The sequence below is a fragment of the Curtobacterium subtropicum genome, assembly GCF_030362975.1.
Classification (GTDB): Bacteria; Actinomycetota; Actinomycetes; order Actinomycetales; family Microbacteriaceae; genus Curtobacterium; species Curtobacterium subtropicum.
The window spans coordinates 79500-96118 of sequence record NZ_JAUCMM010000010.1 but is presented as its reverse complement, the minus strand read 5'-3'; the positions used below and the strand labels follow the sequence as shown (position 1 = coordinate 96118).

Here is a 16619-nt window from a genome sequence, read left to right as displayed (position 1 = left end):
CGGACACGACACCGTGCTCTTCCGCGGTGCTGAGTCCGGAACCTGGTTCCGCTGGCCTCGCTCGGCCGTCCCCGCGTCAGATCTTGCGGAGCAGCACCGAGTTGACCTTGTGGTTCGCGCCCTTCTTGAGCACGAGCGTCGCCCGGGAGCGTGTCGGCAGCACGTTCTCGAGCAGGTTCGGTTCGTTGATCGCGCGCCAGACGTCGGTCGCCGTCCGCACCGCGTCCTCGCGGGACAGCGACGCGAACCGGTGGAAGAACGAGTCCGGGCTCGAGAACGCCTCCTCCTGGAGCGCCAGGAAGCGGTCGACGTACCAGGACTCGATGTCCTTCGTCTTTGCGTCGACGTAGATCGTGAAGTCGAACAGGTCCGACAGCGCCAGCCGCCCGTGCACCGGCGGCGCGAGCACGTTGAGGCCCTCGACGATGAGGACGTCCGGCTGCCGCACGACGATCTCGGCGTCGGGCACGATGTCGTACACGAGGTGCGAGTAGAAGGGCGCACGCACCTCGGCCGCCCCGCTCTTCACCTGGCTGACGAACCGCAGCAGCGCGCGCCGGTCGTACGACTCCGGGAAGCCCTTGCGGTCCATGATCCCGCGGCGCTCCAGCTCGGCGTTCGGGTACAGGAAGCCGTCGGTCGTCACGAGCTCCACCCGCGGGGTGTCCGGCCACCGCTTCGTGAGCTCCCGCAGCAGCCGCGCGACGGTCGACTTGCCGACCGCCACCGACCCGGCGACGCCGATCACGAAGGGCGTCCGTCCGGCCCGCTCGCCGAGGAACCGACTCGTCTCCGCGTGCAGGTTCCTGGCGCCGGCCGCGTACAGCGTCAGCAGGCGGGACAGCGGCAGGTAGACCTCCTGCACCTCCTGCATGTCGAGCCGGTCGCCCAGCCCGCGCAGCTGCACGATCTCGGTCTCGGTCAGCGACAGGTGCTCCTTCGGCGCGAGCTGGGACCACTCGGCGCGCGGGATCTCCACGAACGGGGTCGGGTGCGCGACGGTGGCTTCCGTGATCGGCATGGGGACGAGCGTACAGACGGGAGGCGCGGCGGACGCGGGCGGACCGGCGCACGTGCACCGCGCCTCCCGTCCGGGGCCCGGTGCCTGTCCGCGCGACGCGGCCGCCGGCCGGGTGGACCGACGGTCGGGTGGGCCGCCGTCAGGCGGGGAGCGCCGCCTCGATGGCGGCGACGACCTCGGGGGCGTCCGGCTTCGTGGTCGGACGGAAGCGGGTGACGGTGCCGTCGGGGGCGACGAGGAACTTCTCGAAGTTCCAGCTGACCCGGCCGGCCTTGCCGGACGCGTCCGGCGTCTCCTTGAGCGCCTGGTACAGCGGGTGGGCGCCCTTGCCGTTCACCTTCACCTTCTCGGACATCGGGAACGTGACGCCCCACGTCGTGGAGCAGTACTCCTCGATCGCCTCGGAGGAGCCGAGCTCCTGCAGGAACTGGTTGCTCGGGAAGCCGAGGACCGTGAAGCCGCGCTCGGCGTAGGTCTCCTGCAGGGCCTCGAGCTGCTCGTACTGGGGTGCGAGCCCGCAGCGCGACGCGACGTTCACGACGAGGACGGCCCGGTCGGAGAACTGCCCGAAGGTGGTGTGCTCCCCGTGCAACGTGGTGATCTCGATGTCGTCGAAGCGTCCCATGACCAGAACGTTATCCTCGCCGCCGGTGCTTCGCAGGGTGGGCGGTCAGCCAGACCGTAGGATCGAGCCCATGTGTGGAATCGTGGGATACGTCGGCAGCAGGAGCAGCCAGGAGGTCCTCCTCGGTGGGCTCCGTCGTCTCGAGTACCGCGGCTACGACTCGGCGGGCATCGCGGTCGTCGACCGGCCGGGTGACCTCGTCTCGGCGAAGAAGGCCGGCAAGCTGCAGGCACTGGTCGAGGAGCTCGAGTCGCACCCGATCGAGGACGGTGCCACCGGTATCGGGCACACCCGCTGGGCGACCCACGGCGGCCCGACCGACGGCAACGCCCACCCGCACCTGGCGGACGGCGGGAAGCTCGCGCTCATCCACAACGGCATCATCGAGAACTTCTCCGAGCTGAAGCAGGAGCTCCTCGCCGAGGGCGTCGTGTTCGCCAGCGAGACCGACTCCGAGGTCGCCGCGCACCTGGTCGGTCGGGCGTTCCGTGAGACCGGCGACCTGACCGCCGCGATGCAGCAGGTCGTGCAGCGGCTCGAGGGCGCGTTCACGCTCCTCGTCGTGCACGCCGACCAGCCCGGCGTCGTCGTCGGTGCGCGTCGGAACTCGCCGCTGGTCGTCGGCCTGGGCGAGGGCGAGAACTTCATGGGCTCCGACGTCGCGGCCTTCGTCGCGTACACGCAGCGCGCCCTGGCGATCGGCCAGGACGAGATCGCCACGATCCGTCCCGACGGCGTCGAGGTCGTGCACTTCGACGGCTCCCCGGCGTCCCCGGAGGAGTTCGAGGTCAGCTGGGACGCCTCGGCCGCGGACAAGGGCGGCTGGAGCTCCTTCATGGCCAAGGAGATCAGCGAGGAGCCCGAGGCCGTCGCGAAGACGATCCTCGGTCGCGTGCACGACGGCGCCGTGACGCTGACCGACCTCGACCCGATCGCCGAGCGCCTGCAGCAGGTCGACCGTGTCATCGTCATCGCCTGCGGCACCGCCGCGTACGCCGGGATCCTCGGCAAGTACGCCATCGAGCAGTGGGCCCGCGTCCCCGTCGAGGTCGAGCTCGCGCACGAGTTCCGCTACCGGGACCCGGTGCTCGACAGCCGCACGCTCGTGGTGTCGATCAGCCAGTCCGGCGAGACCATGGACACGCTGATGGCGGTCAAGTACGCCCGCGAGCAGGGCGCCCAGGTGCTCTCCATCTGCAACACCCAGGGCGCCACGATCCCGCGCGAGTCCGACGCGGTGATCTACACGCACGCCGGGCCCGAGGTCGCGGTCGCGTCGACCAAGGCGTTCATCGCGCAGGGCGTCGCGCTGTACCTGCTCGGGCTGCACCTGGCGACGCTCAAGGGCTCGCTGACCGCCGAGCAGATCGCGGAGCAGGTCGCCGAGCTCGAGGGCCTGGCCCCGAAGCTGCAGCAGACGATCGACGACGCCTCCGGGGTCGCAGAGCTCGCGAAGTGGATGGCGGACACCCGGAGCGTGCTGTTCCTCGGCCGCCACGTGGGGTACCCGATCGCGCTCGAGGGTGCGCTCAAGCTCAAGGAGCTCGCCTACATCCACGCCGAGGGCTTCGCCGCCGGCGAGCTCAAGCACGGCCCGATCGCCCTGATCGAGCCGGGCCAGATCGTGTTCGTCATCGTGCCGTCGCCGCGCGACCCGCGCTCGCTGCACCCGAAGGTCGTCTCGAACATCCAGGAGATCCGCGCCCGCGGTGCCCGGGTGATCGCCATCGCGGAGGAGGGCGACGCCGCGGTGCTGCCCTTCGCGGACGAGGTCCTGCGCATCCCGCTCGCGACGCCGCTGTTCGAGCCGCTGCTGGCCGTCGCGCCGCTGCACATGTTCGGCATGGAGCTCGCCGCGGCCAAGGGCCTCGACGTCGACCAGCCGCGCAACCTGGCGAAGTCGGTCACCGTCGAGTAGACCAGCGTCGTGATCATCGGCATCGGGGTCGACGTCGTCGACACGGAGCGGTTCCGGGGTGTGCTCGAGCGCACCCCGGCGCTCCGGACGCGACTCTTCACCCCGGCCGAGCAGCTGCGCGACGGTGAGCCCCGACCGGTGTCGTCGCTCGCGGCCCGCTTCGCGGCGAAGGAAGCACTCATCAAGGCGTTCGGCTCGAGTGCCGGGCTGAGCTGGCAGGAGCTCGAGGTCGTCGCGGACGACCAGCGGAACCCGTCGCTCACCCTGCACGAGGGAGCCCGTCGTGTGGCGTCCGACCGTGGTGTGACGAACGTCCACCTGTCGTTGTCGCACGACGGCGGGATCGCGACGGCGTTCGTCGTCATCGAAGGAGGGGACGCATGAGCGCGTTCACGGGGATCACGGTCGACCGCGAGGCCCTCATCGCGAACTACGCCACGGTGTCCGAGCGGGTGGCGCCGGCCGGCGTGATCGCGGTCGTGAAGGCGAACGCGTACGGCCACGGGGCCGTCGACGCCGCCCGGGCGTTCGTGGACGCCGGTGCCGAGTGGCTCGGGGTCGCCGACGTCGACGAGGGCATCGCCCTCCGCCGTGCCGGCATCGACGAGGGCGTCCGGATCCTGGCGTGGCTGCACGCCCCGGACGAGGACTTCCGCCGGGCCGCGCAGTACGACGTGACACCGGCGGTGTCGAGCGTCTCGCAGCTCGCCGCCGCTGCCGACTCCGAGGTCCCCGCCGTGCACGTCTGCGTCGACACCGGGCTGAGCCGGAACGGTGCCGTCGAGTCCGAGTGGGCCGAGCTCTTCGCCACCGCCGGACGGATCGCGCGCTCCGGTGGTCGCACCCGGGTCGAGGGGCTGATGTCGCACCTGTCGAACGCATCCCTCGCCGACGACCTCGACCAGGACGCCGCCCTCCAGCGAGCACTCGACGGGCTCGCCGCGAACGGGATCGTGCCCGACGTGGTGCACCTCGCCGCCAGCGCCGGCAGCATCGCCGTCCCGGAGACCCGGCACGACGCCGCGCGGGTCGGACTCGCGCTCTACGGCCTCAGCCCGTTCGCGGACCGCACCTCGGCCGATCTCGGACTCCGCCCGGCGATGCGCGTGACCGCCGCGGTGCTCCGGACCGTCCCGGTGGCCGCGGGCGAGGGCGTCAGCTACGGCTACACCTGGCGTGCCGCGACCGACACCCGGCTCGCGGTGATCGGGCTCGGGTACGCCGACGGCTTCGACCGCGACCTGGGCAACCGGGTGTCGGTGCGGATCGGCGACCGGACGTTCCCCGTGGTCGGCCGCGTCGCCATGAACGCCATGCACATCGACATCGGTGACGCCGACGTCCGGGTCGGTGACGAGGTCGTGCTCTGGGGCGACCCGGCGGACGGCGACCCCGCGGTCGAGGACTGGGCGGCAGCCGTCGACACCATCAACTACGAGGTGGTCGCCAGGGTCGGCCGCAGCGTGGAACGGAGGACGACGTGAACGCGCCGCTGCGCCGGGCCCGGATCGACCTCGACGCCTACCGGTCGAACCTCGACCTCGTCCGCGGGTGGATGCAGCCCGTCGAGGTCATGGCGATCATGAAGGCCGACGCCTACGGGCACGGCCTCGAGCCGATCGCGCTCGCCGCCGTCGACGCCGGGGTGCGCTGGATCGGCGTCCTGACCGTCCCCGCGGCGCTGCGGCTCCGCGCGATCGGCGTCGGCGAGGACGTCCACCTGTTCACCTGGCAGCACGACCCCGCGCTCGACTTCCGCGACGCGATCGACTCCGCGATCGACCTCGGTGTCTCGAACGCCGCCGAGCTGCAGCGGGTCGTCGACGCCGTCGACCAACGTCCGGCACGCGTGCACCTCGGTGTGGACTCGGGTCTGCACCGCGACGGCGCGACGCCGGACGCCTGGCCCGAGCTGGTGTCGCTCGCCGCCGACGCCCAACGGGCCGGCCGGATCGAGGTCGTCGCCGCGTACACACACCTGGCGGAGTCGTCGGACGAGGACGACAGCGCCGCGGTCGCGGCGTTCGACCGTGCCGTGGAGACCGCGGAGGACCTCGGGCTCGACCTGCCGATGGAGCACGTCGCAGCGTCGCTCGCGGGCCTGGAGCGCAAGGAGTTCCGCAAGGACATGGTGCGGATGGGGGCGAACCTGCTCGGCATCCCCGGAGCCGAGGGGGTCTCCGCCGCCGACCTCGGCCTCGAGCCGGTGATGACGCTCACCGCCTCGGTCGCGAAGACGAAGCGGGTACCGGTCGGCACGGGCGTCTCCTACGACTACACGTACCGCACCGCGTCGGAGACCACCCTCGCCCTCGTGCCCGTCGGCTACGCGGACGGGGTCCCGCGACGCGCGCAGGGGCGCGTCGAGGTCACCATCGGCGGCAAGCGGTACCCGATCGCCGGACGTGTCGCGATGGACCAGTTCCTGGTCGACGTCGGCGACGACGAGGTGCGGGTCGGCGACCAGGTCGTGCTGTTCGGTACGGGGGAGCACGGCGAGATGACCGTGCTCGAGTGGGGCGAGGCGCTCGGCACGATCGGCGAAGAGGTGACGTGCCGCATCGGTGCCCGTGTCCCGCGCGAGGTCGTCGGGCACCAGGTCGAGGGCCGCGTCGGCGACTACCTGCGGGAGCAGCCGTGACCGATGCCCGGGTGCTGCTCGACACCACGGTGTCGACGACCGAGGAGATGGGTGCGCTCGGCGCTCGGCTGGCCGCGGTCCTGCGCGCGGGGGATCTCGTCGTGCTGACCGGCCCGCTCGGTGCCGGCAAGACGACGCTCACCCGCGGCCTCGGCGCGGCGCTCGGCGCACGCGGACAGGTCTCGAGCCCGACCTTCGTGCTCGCCCGGACCCACCCCACCTCGGTGGGGCCGGACCTGGTGCACGTCGACGCCTACCGCCTGAGCGACCCGGTCGAGCTCGACGACCTCGACCTCGACTGGGACGCCGCGATCGTGGTCGTCGAGTGGGGCCGTGGGTTCGTCGACGGCATCTCGGACGCCGTGCTCGACGTCGAGATCGTCCGTGCGACCGGGGCGGACGCGTCGACTGATGGCCTCGACCCGGACGACGTGCCGGACGAGCCCCGACGGGTCGTCGTGACGGCCACCGGCGACCGCTGGGCAGACGTCTCCCTCTGACCGGGTCCGGTCACTCGCCCGGCAGCGCCGCCGTCGGGTCGATGAAGAAGTCGGCGTAGGCCGGGTCCTCGACGGCCAGCCAGCCGAGCCGAGCGTGCACGAGCGCGTCGAGTTCCGTAGGCGGCAGCGGTCCGCGGCGACGCCACTGCTCGGGGTCGCGGTGCGCCGGTGTCCGGGGTGTCCAGGGCAAGCGTGACCTCCTTCGTGCCGTGGAACATCACCGGACACTACGCCGTCGTCCGTCGGGCTGTTCGCGCCTACGATGGACGGGTGCTCCTCGCCATCGACACGTCCGCCGGTACCTCCGTCGCCGTCGTCGACCCGGTCACCGGTCGAGCCGTCGCCGAGCGCAGCACCGACGACTCCCGCCGCCACGCCGAGGTGATCGGGCCGTTCATGGCCGACGTCCTCGCCGAGGCCGGCACCACCGGCGCCGCCGTCACCGGTGTCGTGGCCGGCATGGGGCCCGGTCCGTTCACCGGTCTGCGCGTCGGCATCGCCGCCGCCCGCACCTTCGCGGCCGCTCGCGACGTCCCGTTCCTGCCGCTCGTCAGCCACGACGCGATCGCGGCCGACCAGGCGCAGGACGGACCGTTCGTCGTCCTGACGGACGCGCGCCGCCGTGAGGTCTACTGGAGCGCGTACGACGAGACCGGCACCCGCGTCGCGGGTCCGGGACTCGCGAGGCCGGCCGACCTGGACGAGGCGATCCGTGCCTCCCGGCCGGACGCCGTCGACTGGACCCGCGCGACCGTCGCGACCGTCCCGGCCGGGAGGCTCGGGGCACTCGCCGCGGACCGGCTCGCCTCCGGTGCACCCTTCGCCGACGACACCCCCCTCTACCTGCGCGATCCCGACGTCACCGTGCCGGGCGCCCCGAAGCGGGTCGTCCGGTGAGCGGACTGCCCGCTGGGCTGCGGCTGCGCCGCGCGGTGCCGCAGGACCTCGACGACGTCATGTTCCTCGAGCACGCGTCCTTCCCGACCGACGCGTGGTCCTCGTCGCAGATGGCGGGGGAGCTGTGGTCGCCGCACGGGTACTACGTCGTCGTGGAGACGACGGAGGGCGGTGCGCCGACGGTCGTCGGGTACGCCGGGCTCTCGTCGCTCGCGGGCAACCCCGTCGCCGACGTGCAGACGATCGCGGTGGCAGCGGAGCAGCGGGGCAGGGGTGTCGGGAAGGTGCTCTTCACCGAGCTCCTCGACGAGGCCGGACGGCGCGGCGTGCACGAGGTGTTCCTCGAGGTGCGTGCGGACAACCCCGTGGCGCAGGCGATGTACACGTCGGCCGGGTTCGAGCGGATCGCCGTCCGCCCCCGCTACTACCAGCCCGACGGTGTCGACGCGTGGGTGATGCGGGCGGAGCTCCCGGTCGCGCCCGGTGCGTCCTCCGGCATCGGGCCGATCGGACAGGAGACCCTCGGTGAGCGTGACTGAACCCCTGGTGCTCGGCATCGAGACGAGCTGCGACGAGACCGGAGTGGGCATCGTCCGCGGCACCACGCTGCTGGCGAACGTCATCGCGTCGAGCATGGACGAGCACGCCCGCTACGGCGGGGTCGTGCCCGAGGTCGCCGCACGCGCACACCTCGAGGCGATGACCCCGACCCTGCACGAGGCGCTCGACCGTGCCGGCGTCACCCTCGACGAGCTCGACGCCGTCGCGGTCACCGCGGGCCCCGGTCTCGCGGGCGCCCTGATGGTCGGCGTCGGCGCAGCCAAGGCACTCGCCGTCGCCACCGGCAAGCCCCTGTACGGCGTGAACCACCTGGTCGGGCACGTCGGTGCCGACGTCCTGCGCGCCGACGGCAGCGCGATCGAGCTGCCGACCGTGGCGCTGCTCGTCTCCGGTGGGCACACGTCGCTGCTGCTCGTGCGGGACCTGGTCGGCGATGTCGAACTGCTCGGCGAGACGATCGACGACGCCGCGGGCGAGGCCTTCGACAAGGTCGCACGGCTGCTCGGCCTGCCGTACCCGGGCGGTCCGCAGATCGACCGGGCGGCGGCCGAGGGCGACCCCACGGCGATCCGGTTCCCGCGGGGCCTGACGCTGCCGAAGGACATGGCGCAGCACCGGTACGACTTCTCGTTCTCCGGGCTGAAGACCGCGGTTGCACGGTGGGTCGAGAAGTGCCGCGACGAGGGTCGGGAGGTCCCGGTCGCCGACGTCGCGGCCTCGTTCCGCGAGGCCGTCGTCGACGTGCTCCTCACGAAGGCGCTCGCCGCGTGCCGGGACACCGGTGTCGACCGGCTGCTGCTCGGGGGCGGGGTCGTGGCGAACGCCCGGCTGCGTGCCGTCGCCGAGGAACGCTGCGCCGGAGCCGGGGTGGCGCTGCGGATCCCGCCGTTCGACCTGTGCACCGACAACGGCGCCATGATCGCGGCGGTCGGGGCGCGCCTGGTGGCCGAGGGGCACGCGCCGAGCGACCTCGGCATCGCGGCGGACTCCACGCTGCCGGTGACGACCGTCCAGGTCTGACCGAGGCGTCCCGGTCTCGGGCGTGCGGCCCGGCGCGAGGTGTGCAGCGGGACGGCGCACTCGGTGCCTGAACCCCCTCGCGGCCCGTGTGGGAGGATGCTCAGCAGGCACCGACCGACCGGGTGCCGGGAGGGGTGGACGGTGTCCGATCAGAACCAGTGGCCGAAGCCGGGCGAGTCGAGCGGGGGCGACGACGGTCGGCCCCAGCACGACGGGCAGCCGGACGGCCAGCAGTCGGGCACGCAGCAGCCGGGCACGTCGCAGCCGGACGGCCAGCAGGGCTCGCCGTCCGCGCAGTCGACGAACGGGAACCCGTACGCGCAGCCGTCGCAGGACGCCCCGTACGGCCAGGGACAGCAGTCCGCGAACCCGTACGCGCAGCAGCAGCCGGGCAACCCGTACGGCCAGCAGCCGCAGCAGCACAACCCCTCCGCGCAGCAGCCGCAGCCGGGCAACCCGTACGCGCAGCAGCAGCCGGGCAACCCGTACGCACAGCAGCAGTCGCAGCCGGGCAACCCGTACGCGCAGCAGCAGCCGGGCAACCCGTACGCACAGCAGCAGTCGCAGCCGGCGAACCCGTACGCCGCCTCGGGTCCCCAGCACAACCCGTACGCGCCGCAGCAGGGGAACAACCCGTACGCGTCGCCGTACGCCACCGCCGGGTACCAGCCGTACGCCCAGCGCCCGAAGACGAACACCCTGGCGATCCTGTCGATCGTGTTCGCGTTCGCCGGCATCATCATCTGGCCCGTCGTCATCCTGACGAGCCCGGCCGGCGCGATCATGGGCCACATCGCCCTCGGCAAGATCAAGCAGACCGGAGAGGGCGGTCGGGGCCTCGCCCTCGCCGGCATCATCGGCGGCTGGGTGCTCACCGGGCTCTACGTCCTGTTCGCGATCCTGTTCATCGCGCTGATCGCCAACTCCGGTGGCGGGTACTCCGACCCGTACGACTACGACTCGGGCGCCTTCATCCGCTGACCCGGACCGCGCCGATCGCGACCGGCCCACTGCGGCCGACAGCTCCACGAGAGCGACAGGGCCCCGCCGGCGTTCGGCGGGGCCCTGTCGCTTCGGCGGAAGGGACCGGGATGACGCCCGCGGAACGACCGCACGGAGCGCCCGCGGAACGCCCGCTCGGAACCCGCCGCGCGCGCCGCCCCGCGGCCTAGCCGACCGCGTCGGTGAGCCGCTCGCACAGGAGCGCGGTGTGTCGTCCCTCCAGGCGGGTGAGCACGAGTGTCACCGAGCGCCGCCCCCGCAGTCGCAACCGCTTCCGGAACTGCGCCGGGTCCACGTCGACGCCGCGCTTCTTGATCTCGACCGTGCCGACGTCCTCCGCCGCCAGACGCGCGGCGAGCTGCTTCACGTCGAGCGGCATCGTGTCGAGCACGCGGAACCCCTGCGCGAACGGCGTCGAGACGGCGCGGTCCGAGGTGACGTACGCGATGCCCTCGGACAGCATGCGTCCGTCGACCGAGCGGGCCAGGTCCCCGATGAGCCGGGCGCGGATGACCGCGCCGTCGGGCTCGTACAGGTAGGCGCCGACGGGGCCGACCTCGACGTCCTCGGCGTCGGCCGCTCCGGTGAGCTCGGCGATGCCGTGCGCACCGATGACCGTCGCCGCCCGCCGGACACCCGCGCGCGCGAGCGGCCCGGACCAGAGGACGAGCTCGACGACCTCGCGGTCGACGGAGACCCACTGCGCCTCGAGGGTGTCCGGGATCAGGTCGCGGTCGATCCCGGGCCCGAGCTTGACACCCGTCGGGGTCGTCGTCGCCGCAGCGAACACGGTGTCGAGCGACGGCGACCAGTCGTCGGGGTCGGCCAGACGCGTCGTGTTCGCGTGCCCGGCGGTCCGTCGCGCGGGGTCCATCCACACACCGTCGACGCGCGACAGGTCGAACGCGGTCGCGTCGCCGAGCTCGACCCGCGCGTTCGGCCACAGCGCGAGGTTGTGCGTCGCGACCGCAGCCGTCACCTCGTCCCGGTCGACCGCGGTGACGTCGAGGTCGAGCGCCGCCATCGCCATCGCGTCGCCGCCGATGCCGCAGCCGAGGTCGGCGACCCGGGCGAGGCCCGCCGCGGCGAACCGACCGGCGTGCTGCGCGGCCACCTGCAGCCGGGTGGCCTGCTCGAGACCGGCTCCGGTGAAGAGCATCCGCGCGGCGAAGTCCCCGAACTTCGCACGGGCCTTCTGCCGCAGCTTCGCCTGGGTGAGCACCGCGGCGACGAGGCCCGGATCGTGCCCCTCGCCCCGCAGCCGGGAGACCACCCGGACGATCTCGCCGCCGTCCGAGACGCCGGGGGTACGGTCGAGCAGGGCCATCCCCTCGGGGGTCAACAGCTGGGCGAGGTCGGCGGTTTCCACCCGACGATCCTCCCAGGTCGCCGGGGAGCCCGACACGTGCTGGCACTCGGATTGACCGAGTGCCAGACTGTCCCTAGAGTTGTGGTTGGCACTCTCCTGTGCGTAGTGCCAACCGGTTCCCATCTGTACCGAGTCAGTACCGAGAAAGAAGAGGTCACCGTGGCCGTCACCATCAAGCCGCTCGAGGATCGCATCGTCATCCGCCAGGTCGAGGCGGAGCAGACCACCGCTTCCGGTCTCGTCATCCCGGACACCGCGAAGGAGAAGCCCCAGGAGGGCGAGGTCGTCGCCGTGGGCCCGGGTCGCATCGACGACAACGGCAACCGCGTGCCGCTCGACGTCGCCGTCGGCGACAAGGTCATCTACTCGAAGTACGGCGGCACCGAGGTCAAGTACTCCGGTGAGGACCTGCTCGTCCTCTCGGCGCGCGACGTCCTCGCGGTCATCGAGCACTGAGACCAGCAGCTCTCGTCACGAACGCCCCGTCCGGCTCGCAGCCGGCGGGGCGTTCGTGCGTCGGTGGGTCGGTCGGCCGGTCGGTCGGCCTGGAGGCGCACCGCTCGCCCGCAGCGTCTGCGCCCCTTCCTAGGATGGTTCCGTGAGTGAACCGACAGCGGCCCGTCCGGCACGCAGCGAGGCCTCCGTCGGTGTCGTGCAGGCGATCGTCGCGTACGGCCTGTGGGGGCTCATGCCCCTGCTCTTCGCCGCGATGGCCCCCGCCGGCGCGTTCGAGATCGTCGCCTGGCGGATCGTCTTCGGCCTGGTCTTCTGCGCCGTGGCGATCACCGTCACCCGGTCGTGGCTCCGTACCCGCTCCCTGCTCGCCCAGCGTCGGGTGATGCTCGTGATGGGGCTCGCGGCCGTCCTCATCCTGGTGAACTGGACCGTGTACGTCGCCGCGACGACGACGGGCCACACCGTCGAGGCCGCGCTCGGCTACTTCATCAACCCGCTCGTGACGATCGCACTCGGCGTCGTCGTGCTCCGCGAGCGCCTCCGTGCAGCGCAGTGGGTCGCCGTCGGCATCAGCGTCGTCGCCGTCGTCGTCATCGCGGTCGGCTACGGACAGGTGCCGTGGATCTCGCTCGCACTGGCGTTCTCGTTCGGCCTCTACGGCCTGGTGAAGAAGCGGGTCGGCGGCACCGTCGACGCGCTCAGCGGGCTGACGATCGAGACCGTGTGGCTGCTGCCGATCGCGGTCGGGGCGCTCGTCGTGCTCGGGGTCACGGGTCTCGGTGGCGGGGTCACGTTCACGAGCGAGGGGTGGCCGCACGCCCTCGTCACCGTGCTCACCGGGCCGGCGACCGCGGTGCCGCTGCTGCTCTTCGCGTCGTCGGCACGGCGGGTGTCGCTGTCGACGCTCGGACTCACGCAGTACCTGGCGCCGGTGATGCAGCTGCTGGTCGGGGTGGTCGTGCAGCACGAGGCGATGCCGCCCGCGCGGTGGATCGGCTTCGGGATCGTCTGGGCAGCGCTCGTGGTCCTGACGGTCGACAGTTTCGTCGCGGCCCGAGCCGCGCGGCGGCGGACGCTCGCACCCGCGGCGGCCGAGCCGGCCTGAGGGAGGGGAGCCGGGCCTCCCGTCCGGCCGCCGCTCGTGCCGGGCTCGCGCGCCCCGAGTCTCGCGCGAGGCGACACTCCTCGCGCTCTCGGCCCCGAGACATGACGCTGGGCCCGAGTCGTGCCTCCGTGGAGACGAGACTCGGGCCCAGACGGCCGTGTGGTGTTACTTCGAGACCGAGCCCTGGATGGCGCTCTGGTACACGGGCTTGTTGTCGCCGTCGAACTTGTAGATGCCGATGTAGGCGCTCGACGGGTCGTTCTTGCTGTCGAACGGACCGATGCCGGACGGGCCGGTGTACTGGATGGACTCACCCTTGTCGAGCAGGTCCTTGCACGCCGCGAACGTCTCGCACTTGGTGCCGCCGTCGGCGCCGGACACCGCAGCCATGTTGGCCTGGATGGTGCCCGAGTCGGTGCCCTTGCCCTTCACCGCGGCCAGTGCGGCCAGGGTGGTGGCGTCGTACGACTCAGCGGCGTACGAGTAGTCGGTGAGCCCCTTGCCCGCGGTCTTCTGGTAGAAGTCCGACAGCCGCTGCTTCAGCTCGTCCTTCGGGCTGGCGCCCGGGATCGTGCCCTGCGCGCCCTCGAGGGTGCCCGGGTCGAAGTCCTTCGAGTAGTCCGCCGTGTTGCCGTCGGACATGTAGATCTTCGACATGTCGGCGTTCTGCGACTTGAGCTCCGGGATGATCGACTTCGTCTCGTCGAAGGCGAGCACCACGATGGCGTCCGGCTTCGCGGCGAGCGCAGCGGTGACCTCGGACGAGAACGTCGTCTGGCCGGGCGGGAACTCCTGACCCTTGCCCTTGCCGCCGTAGACGACCTGTCCCCCCGAGTCCTCGACCGCCTTCTGCACGGTGTCGCGGAGACCCGTGCCGTAGGTGTCGTTGAAGACCAGGAACGCGACCTTGGCGTTGCCGTCACCGGTGATGAGCTGGCCGAGCGCCGAACCCTGCACCGAGTCCGGCGGCGCGGTCCGGAAGTAGTGCGACGAGTACCCGGACAGGTCGGTCGCGGTGTTCGCCGGCGAGATCTGCACGATGCAGTTGCTCGTCAGCTGGTCGATGACGTTCAGCGTGACGCTGGACGACTCCGCACCGATCACGACCGGCACCTTGGCGTTGACGAGCTTCGTCGCGGCCGAGCTCGACACGGTCATGTCGTTGCTGTCACCCGAGTCGGTCGCGGGGTCGATGCTGACGTCCTTGTCGAGCACGCCACCGGCCGAGTTGATGTCCTCGACCGCGAGGCCGACGCCGGCCTCGGCGGGCGGGTTGAGGTACGACAGAGTGCCCGTCAGCGGGAGGATCGTGCCGATCTTCAGCGCGTCGGTACCCGGGGTGTCGGGGGCCTTGCAGCTCGCCGCCGGGTCCTTCTTCGCACCGCCGGCGGAGGCGGACGAGGTGGATTCGGCGCTACCGCTGGTGGAACACGCGGCGAGGAGGAGCGCTGCCGCTCCCGCCACTGCCAGTGCCGTCGTGGCACGGGTGGTTCTGGTCATCCGTGGAGCCCTTTCTCTGCGCGGAGGCCCAACCGCATCGGGTCGAGCGCGGTCTCCTCCGCGTGGGTTGCCGAGAAAACTAGGGCCGAAGTGTTTCGCGTGTGTGTCCGAGATCGACACCTGGACGTTTCGTTACACACCCGTGACGAAACTGAGGAGGCGCACCGGAACCCCTGATGAGGAGTCCGTCCGGACGGTGCGCTGTACAAGAGGCGCGGTTCCGGGCAGCCGCTGCGGCACTCGCGCGTACGGTCCGGCCCATGAGCGACGCTGCTTCCACGACCACCTTCCGTCCCACCCGCGCGATCGTCACCGGCGCCGAGTCCGGCATCGGGAAGGCCACCGCGGTGGCGCTCGCCGCCGCCGGCATGGACGTCGGGATCACGTACCTGTCCGAGCCGGAGCGCGCCGAGGAGACGGCCGCCGAGGTCCGGCAGGCCGGTCGGCAGGCCTTCGTCGAGCAGATCGACGTGACGCAGCTCGACCGGGCGGGCGCCGTGATCGACCGGCTCGTGGCACAGCTCGGCGGCGTCGACGTCATCGTGGCCGATGCCGGGACGGGCGACAGCGCCCCGTTCCTCGAGATCACGCTCGAGCAGTGGCGGCACACGGTGGCGACGGACCTCGACGGGGCGTTCGTCACCCTGCAGGCAGCTGCCCGACACATGGTGCGCCAGGGAACCGGTGGGCGGATCATCGGCATCACGAGCGTGCACGAGCACCAGCCCCGGTACGGGTCGAGCGCGTACGACGCTGCGAAGCACGGGCTCGGCGGGCTCCTCAAGACCATCGCGATCGAGCTCGCAGAGCACGGCATCACCGCGAACGCGGTCGCGCCGGGTGAGATCGCGACCCGGATGACGGGCGCCGAGGACGAGGACCCGCACTCGATCTCCCGACCCGGGGTCCCGCTCGGACGGCCGGGCAACGCGTGGGAGATCGCCGCTGCGGTGGCCTTCCTGGCGTCGCCGGCATCGTCGTACATCACCGGGGCGTCCCTGCCCGTCGACGGCGGCATGCTGCAGATGGGCCCGCACGGCGGCAGCCACATCACGTCCGACGACTGGCGCAGCGCGTAATCCGCGGCGGGCGCCCCCGTCCGTCCAGCAGAACGCCGGCGTCGGGTCGAGACGCTCGCACTGTGTCGAGACGCCCGCGGATCCAGCGGCGTCTCGGCGGTTCGGCGGTGCATCGGGCAGACGCCGGCGCCTCGATGAGCAGCGCTTGCCCCAGACGCCGGCGCCTCGATGAGCGCTCCCCTCGAGACACCGGCGTCTGGATGGCCCGATGGGCAGAGCACCCGGTCATCGTGCTCACCCGGCCCAGCCTCGTCCGAGCGGGAGGCCCGCCGCGAGCAGCACGGGAGCCAGGAGCCCCGGGTCGAGCGCTTCGCGTATGCCCCACCGTGCGAACCCCCTGACCTCGGGCAGCCGTCGCAGTGCGTCCTCGCGACGTTTCTCGGACCAGAGTGTCGAAGGGTGGTCGTACTTCACCCGGCCGTCGAACTCCCCGATGATGCCCGCGGACGGCCACCAGAAGTCGACCCGGAAGCGTCCGGCACCGGTGACGAACTCGTCCTGCTGAAGACGCACGTCGGCCGAGGGGTCGTCCGGCACACCGGCGTGCTCGGTCACGTGCAGGCGCCGATCCCAGCGCCCGAGCTCGGGGAGTCCCCACAGCGCCCCGGCGAACCGGTGCGAGACGACCGCCGGACGGTGCAGGGCCGCGAGGCGGGCGCGCACCACGAGCCGTCGGCGCCCGGGTTCATCGAGCGCGTCCCACGCCTCGCGTTCGACCCCGACCCCGTGGAACAGGCGGACCGGGTCGCGGAGGTCCGCCGGACGAGCGGCGAGGACGGGAGTCGGCGTGACTGACATGCGCGGCAGTCTCGCGCGACCACGGCGTGGACGGGAGACGATCGCCTGAGCTGTGGAGCGCCTCCCGGCCGGCATCAGCTGTGGAGGGGCACGTGAGACGCCCCCGTCAACGGGAAACGCCCCCGTC

18 protein-coding genes are annotated in these 16619 nt (G+C 72.1%); 12 read left to right on the top strand and 6 right to left on the bottom strand.

Features of this window, described 5'->3' with window-relative positions:
* Positions 1 to 76 precede the first annotated feature (76 nt).
* Together coaA and QUG98_RS13540 are read right to left on the bottom strand one after the other, a co-directional pair.
* Positions 77 to 1021, bottom strand: coding sequence for a type I pantothenate kinase (coaA, locus tag QUG98_RS13545; protein WP_289471092.1), 945 nt, complete (start codon positions 1019 to 1021; stop codon positions 77 to 79).
* A 139-nt stretch (positions 1022 to 1160) separates the two neighbouring features.
* Positions 1161 to 1646 carry a glutathione peroxidase gene (locus QUG98_RS13540; RefSeq protein ID WP_289471090.1) on the bottom strand — a complete coding sequence of 162 codons (486 nt, stop codon included), beginning with the start codon at positions 1644 to 1646 and terminating at the stop codon, positions 1161 to 1163.
* Positions 1647 to 1716: 70 nt separating this feature from the next.
* Here QUG98_RS13540 and glmS point away from each other — a divergent pair, with 70 nt between their 5' ends.
* Genes glmS through tsaE form a run of 5 tightly spaced genes read left to right on the top strand, consistent with a single transcriptional unit; the run spans position 1717 to position 6705 of the window.
* Entirely contained in the window at positions 1717 to 3564 is a 1848-nt protein-coding gene (gene glmS, locus QUG98_RS13535) for a glutamine--fructose-6-phosphate transaminase (isomerizing) (protein WP_289471088.1), read from the top strand.
* 9 nt (positions 3565 to 3573) lie between these two features.
* Positions 3574 to 3948, top strand: a complete 375-nt coding sequence (locus QUG98_RS13530) for a holo-ACP synthase (protein WP_058749468.1) — start codon at positions 3574 to 3576, stop codon at positions 3946 to 3948.
* Complete coding sequence (gene alr / locus QUG98_RS13525; RefSeq protein ID WP_289471086.1) at positions 3945 to 5048, top strand: alanine racemase; 1104 nt, start codon at positions 3945 to 3947, stop codon at positions 5046 to 5048. The genes QUG98_RS13530 and alr (QUG98_RS13525) overlap by 4 nt, the downstream gene beginning before the upstream one ends.
* Positions 5045 to 6205: an alanine racemase gene (gene alr / locus QUG98_RS13520; protein ID WP_289471084.1), complete on the top strand. Its 1161-nt coding sequence runs from the start codon at positions 5045 to 5047 to the stop codon at positions 6203 to 6205. Before alr (QUG98_RS13525) ends, alr (QUG98_RS13520) begins: the two co-directional genes overlap by 4 nt.
* Positions 6202 to 6705 carry a tRNA (adenosine(37)-N6)-threonylcarbamoyltransferase complex ATPase subunit type 1 TsaE gene (gene tsaE, locus QUG98_RS13515; protein WP_289471082.1) on the top strand — a complete coding sequence of 168 codons (504 nt, stop codon included), beginning with the start codon at positions 6202 to 6204 and terminating at the stop codon, positions 6703 to 6705. Before alr (QUG98_RS13520) ends, tsaE begins: the two co-directional genes overlap by 4 nt.
* 10 nt (positions 6706 to 6715) lie before the next feature.
* Here tsaE and QUG98_RS13510 read toward each other — a convergent pair whose 3' ends face one another.
* Positions 6716 to 6895: a hypothetical protein gene (locus QUG98_RS13510; RefSeq protein ID WP_289471080.1), complete on the bottom strand. Its 180-nt coding sequence runs from the start codon at positions 6893 to 6895 to the stop codon at positions 6716 to 6718.
* Positions 6896 to 6975: 80 nt separating this feature from the next.
* On the opposite strand from QUG98_RS13510, the gene tsaB reads away from it, so the two are divergent.
* The 4 genes from tsaB to QUG98_RS13490 all read left to right on the top strand — a co-directional run bounded on the left by tsaB (position 6976) and on the right by QUG98_RS13490 (position 10164).
* Positions 6976 to 7602 (top strand): tRNA (adenosine(37)-N6)-threonylcarbamoyltransferase complex dimerization subunit type 1 TsaB, encoded by a 627-nt coding sequence (gene tsaB / locus QUG98_RS13505; protein ID WP_289471078.1) that lies wholly within the window; start codon positions 6976 to 6978, stop codon positions 7600 to 7602.
* The gene (gene rimI, locus QUG98_RS13500) at positions 7599 to 8141 is read left to right on the top strand and encodes a ribosomal protein S18-alanine N-acetyltransferase (RefSeq protein ID WP_289471076.1); all 543 of its coding nucleotides are present in this window, start codon (positions 7599 to 7601) and stop codon (positions 8139 to 8141) included. The genes tsaB and rimI overlap by 4 nt, the downstream gene beginning before the upstream one ends.
* The gene (gene tsaD / locus QUG98_RS13495) at positions 8128 to 9183 is read left to right on the top strand and encodes a tRNA (adenosine(37)-N6)-threonylcarbamoyltransferase complex transferase subunit TsaD (RefSeq protein ID WP_289471074.1); all 1056 of its coding nucleotides are present in this window, start codon (positions 8128 to 8130) and stop codon (positions 9181 to 9183) included. The genes rimI and tsaD overlap by 14 nt, the downstream gene beginning before the upstream one ends.
* Positions 9184 to 9324: 141 nt before the next feature.
* Positions 9325 to 10164, top strand: coding sequence for a DUF4190 domain-containing protein (locus QUG98_RS13490; RefSeq protein WP_289471073.1), 840 nt, complete (start codon positions 9325 to 9327; stop codon positions 10162 to 10164).
* 187 nt (positions 10165 to 10351) lie between these two features.
* Here QUG98_RS13490 and QUG98_RS13485 read toward each other — a convergent pair whose 3' ends face one another.
* On the bottom strand, positions 10352 to 11554 hold the full coding sequence (locus tag QUG98_RS13485; protein ID WP_289471072.1) for a class I SAM-dependent methyltransferase: 1203 nt from the start codon (positions 11552 to 11554) through the stop codon (positions 10352 to 10354).
* Between the two features lie 159 nt (positions 11555 to 11713).
* Here QUG98_RS13485 and groES point away from each other — a divergent pair, with 159 nt between their 5' ends.
* Positions 11714 to 12010, top strand: a complete 297-nt coding sequence (groES, locus tag QUG98_RS13480; protein ID WP_056121496.1) for a co-chaperone GroES — start codon at positions 11714 to 11716, stop codon at positions 12008 to 12010.
* A 142-nt stretch (positions 12011 to 12152) separates the two neighbouring features.
* Positions 12153 to 13115: an EamA family transporter RarD gene (rarD, locus tag QUG98_RS13475; protein WP_289471070.1), complete on the top strand. Its 963-nt coding sequence runs from the start codon at positions 12153 to 12155 to the stop codon at positions 13113 to 13115.
* Between the two features lie 165 nt (positions 13116 to 13280).
* Here the strand turns inward: rarD and QUG98_RS13470 are convergent, their stop codons facing one another.
* Positions 13281 to 14615 carry an ABC transporter substrate-binding protein gene (locus tag QUG98_RS13470; protein ID WP_289471069.1) on the bottom strand — a complete coding sequence of 445 codons (1335 nt, stop codon included), beginning with the start codon at positions 14613 to 14615 and terminating at the stop codon, positions 13281 to 13283.
* Positions 14616 to 14875: 260 nt separating this feature from the next.
* On the opposite strand from QUG98_RS13470, the gene QUG98_RS13465 reads away from it, so the two are divergent.
* Entirely contained in the window at positions 14876 to 15694 is an 819-nt protein-coding gene (locus QUG98_RS13465) for an SDR family oxidoreductase (RefSeq protein WP_289471068.1), read from the top strand.
* Between the two features lie 234 nt (positions 15695 to 15928).
* Here QUG98_RS13465 and QUG98_RS13460 read toward each other — a convergent pair whose 3' ends face one another.
* Positions 15929 to 16492: a hypothetical protein gene (locus tag QUG98_RS13460; RefSeq protein ID WP_289471066.1), complete on the bottom strand. Its 564-nt coding sequence runs from the start codon at positions 16490 to 16492 to the stop codon at positions 15929 to 15931.
* Positions 16493 to 16619 lie beyond the last annotated feature (127 nt).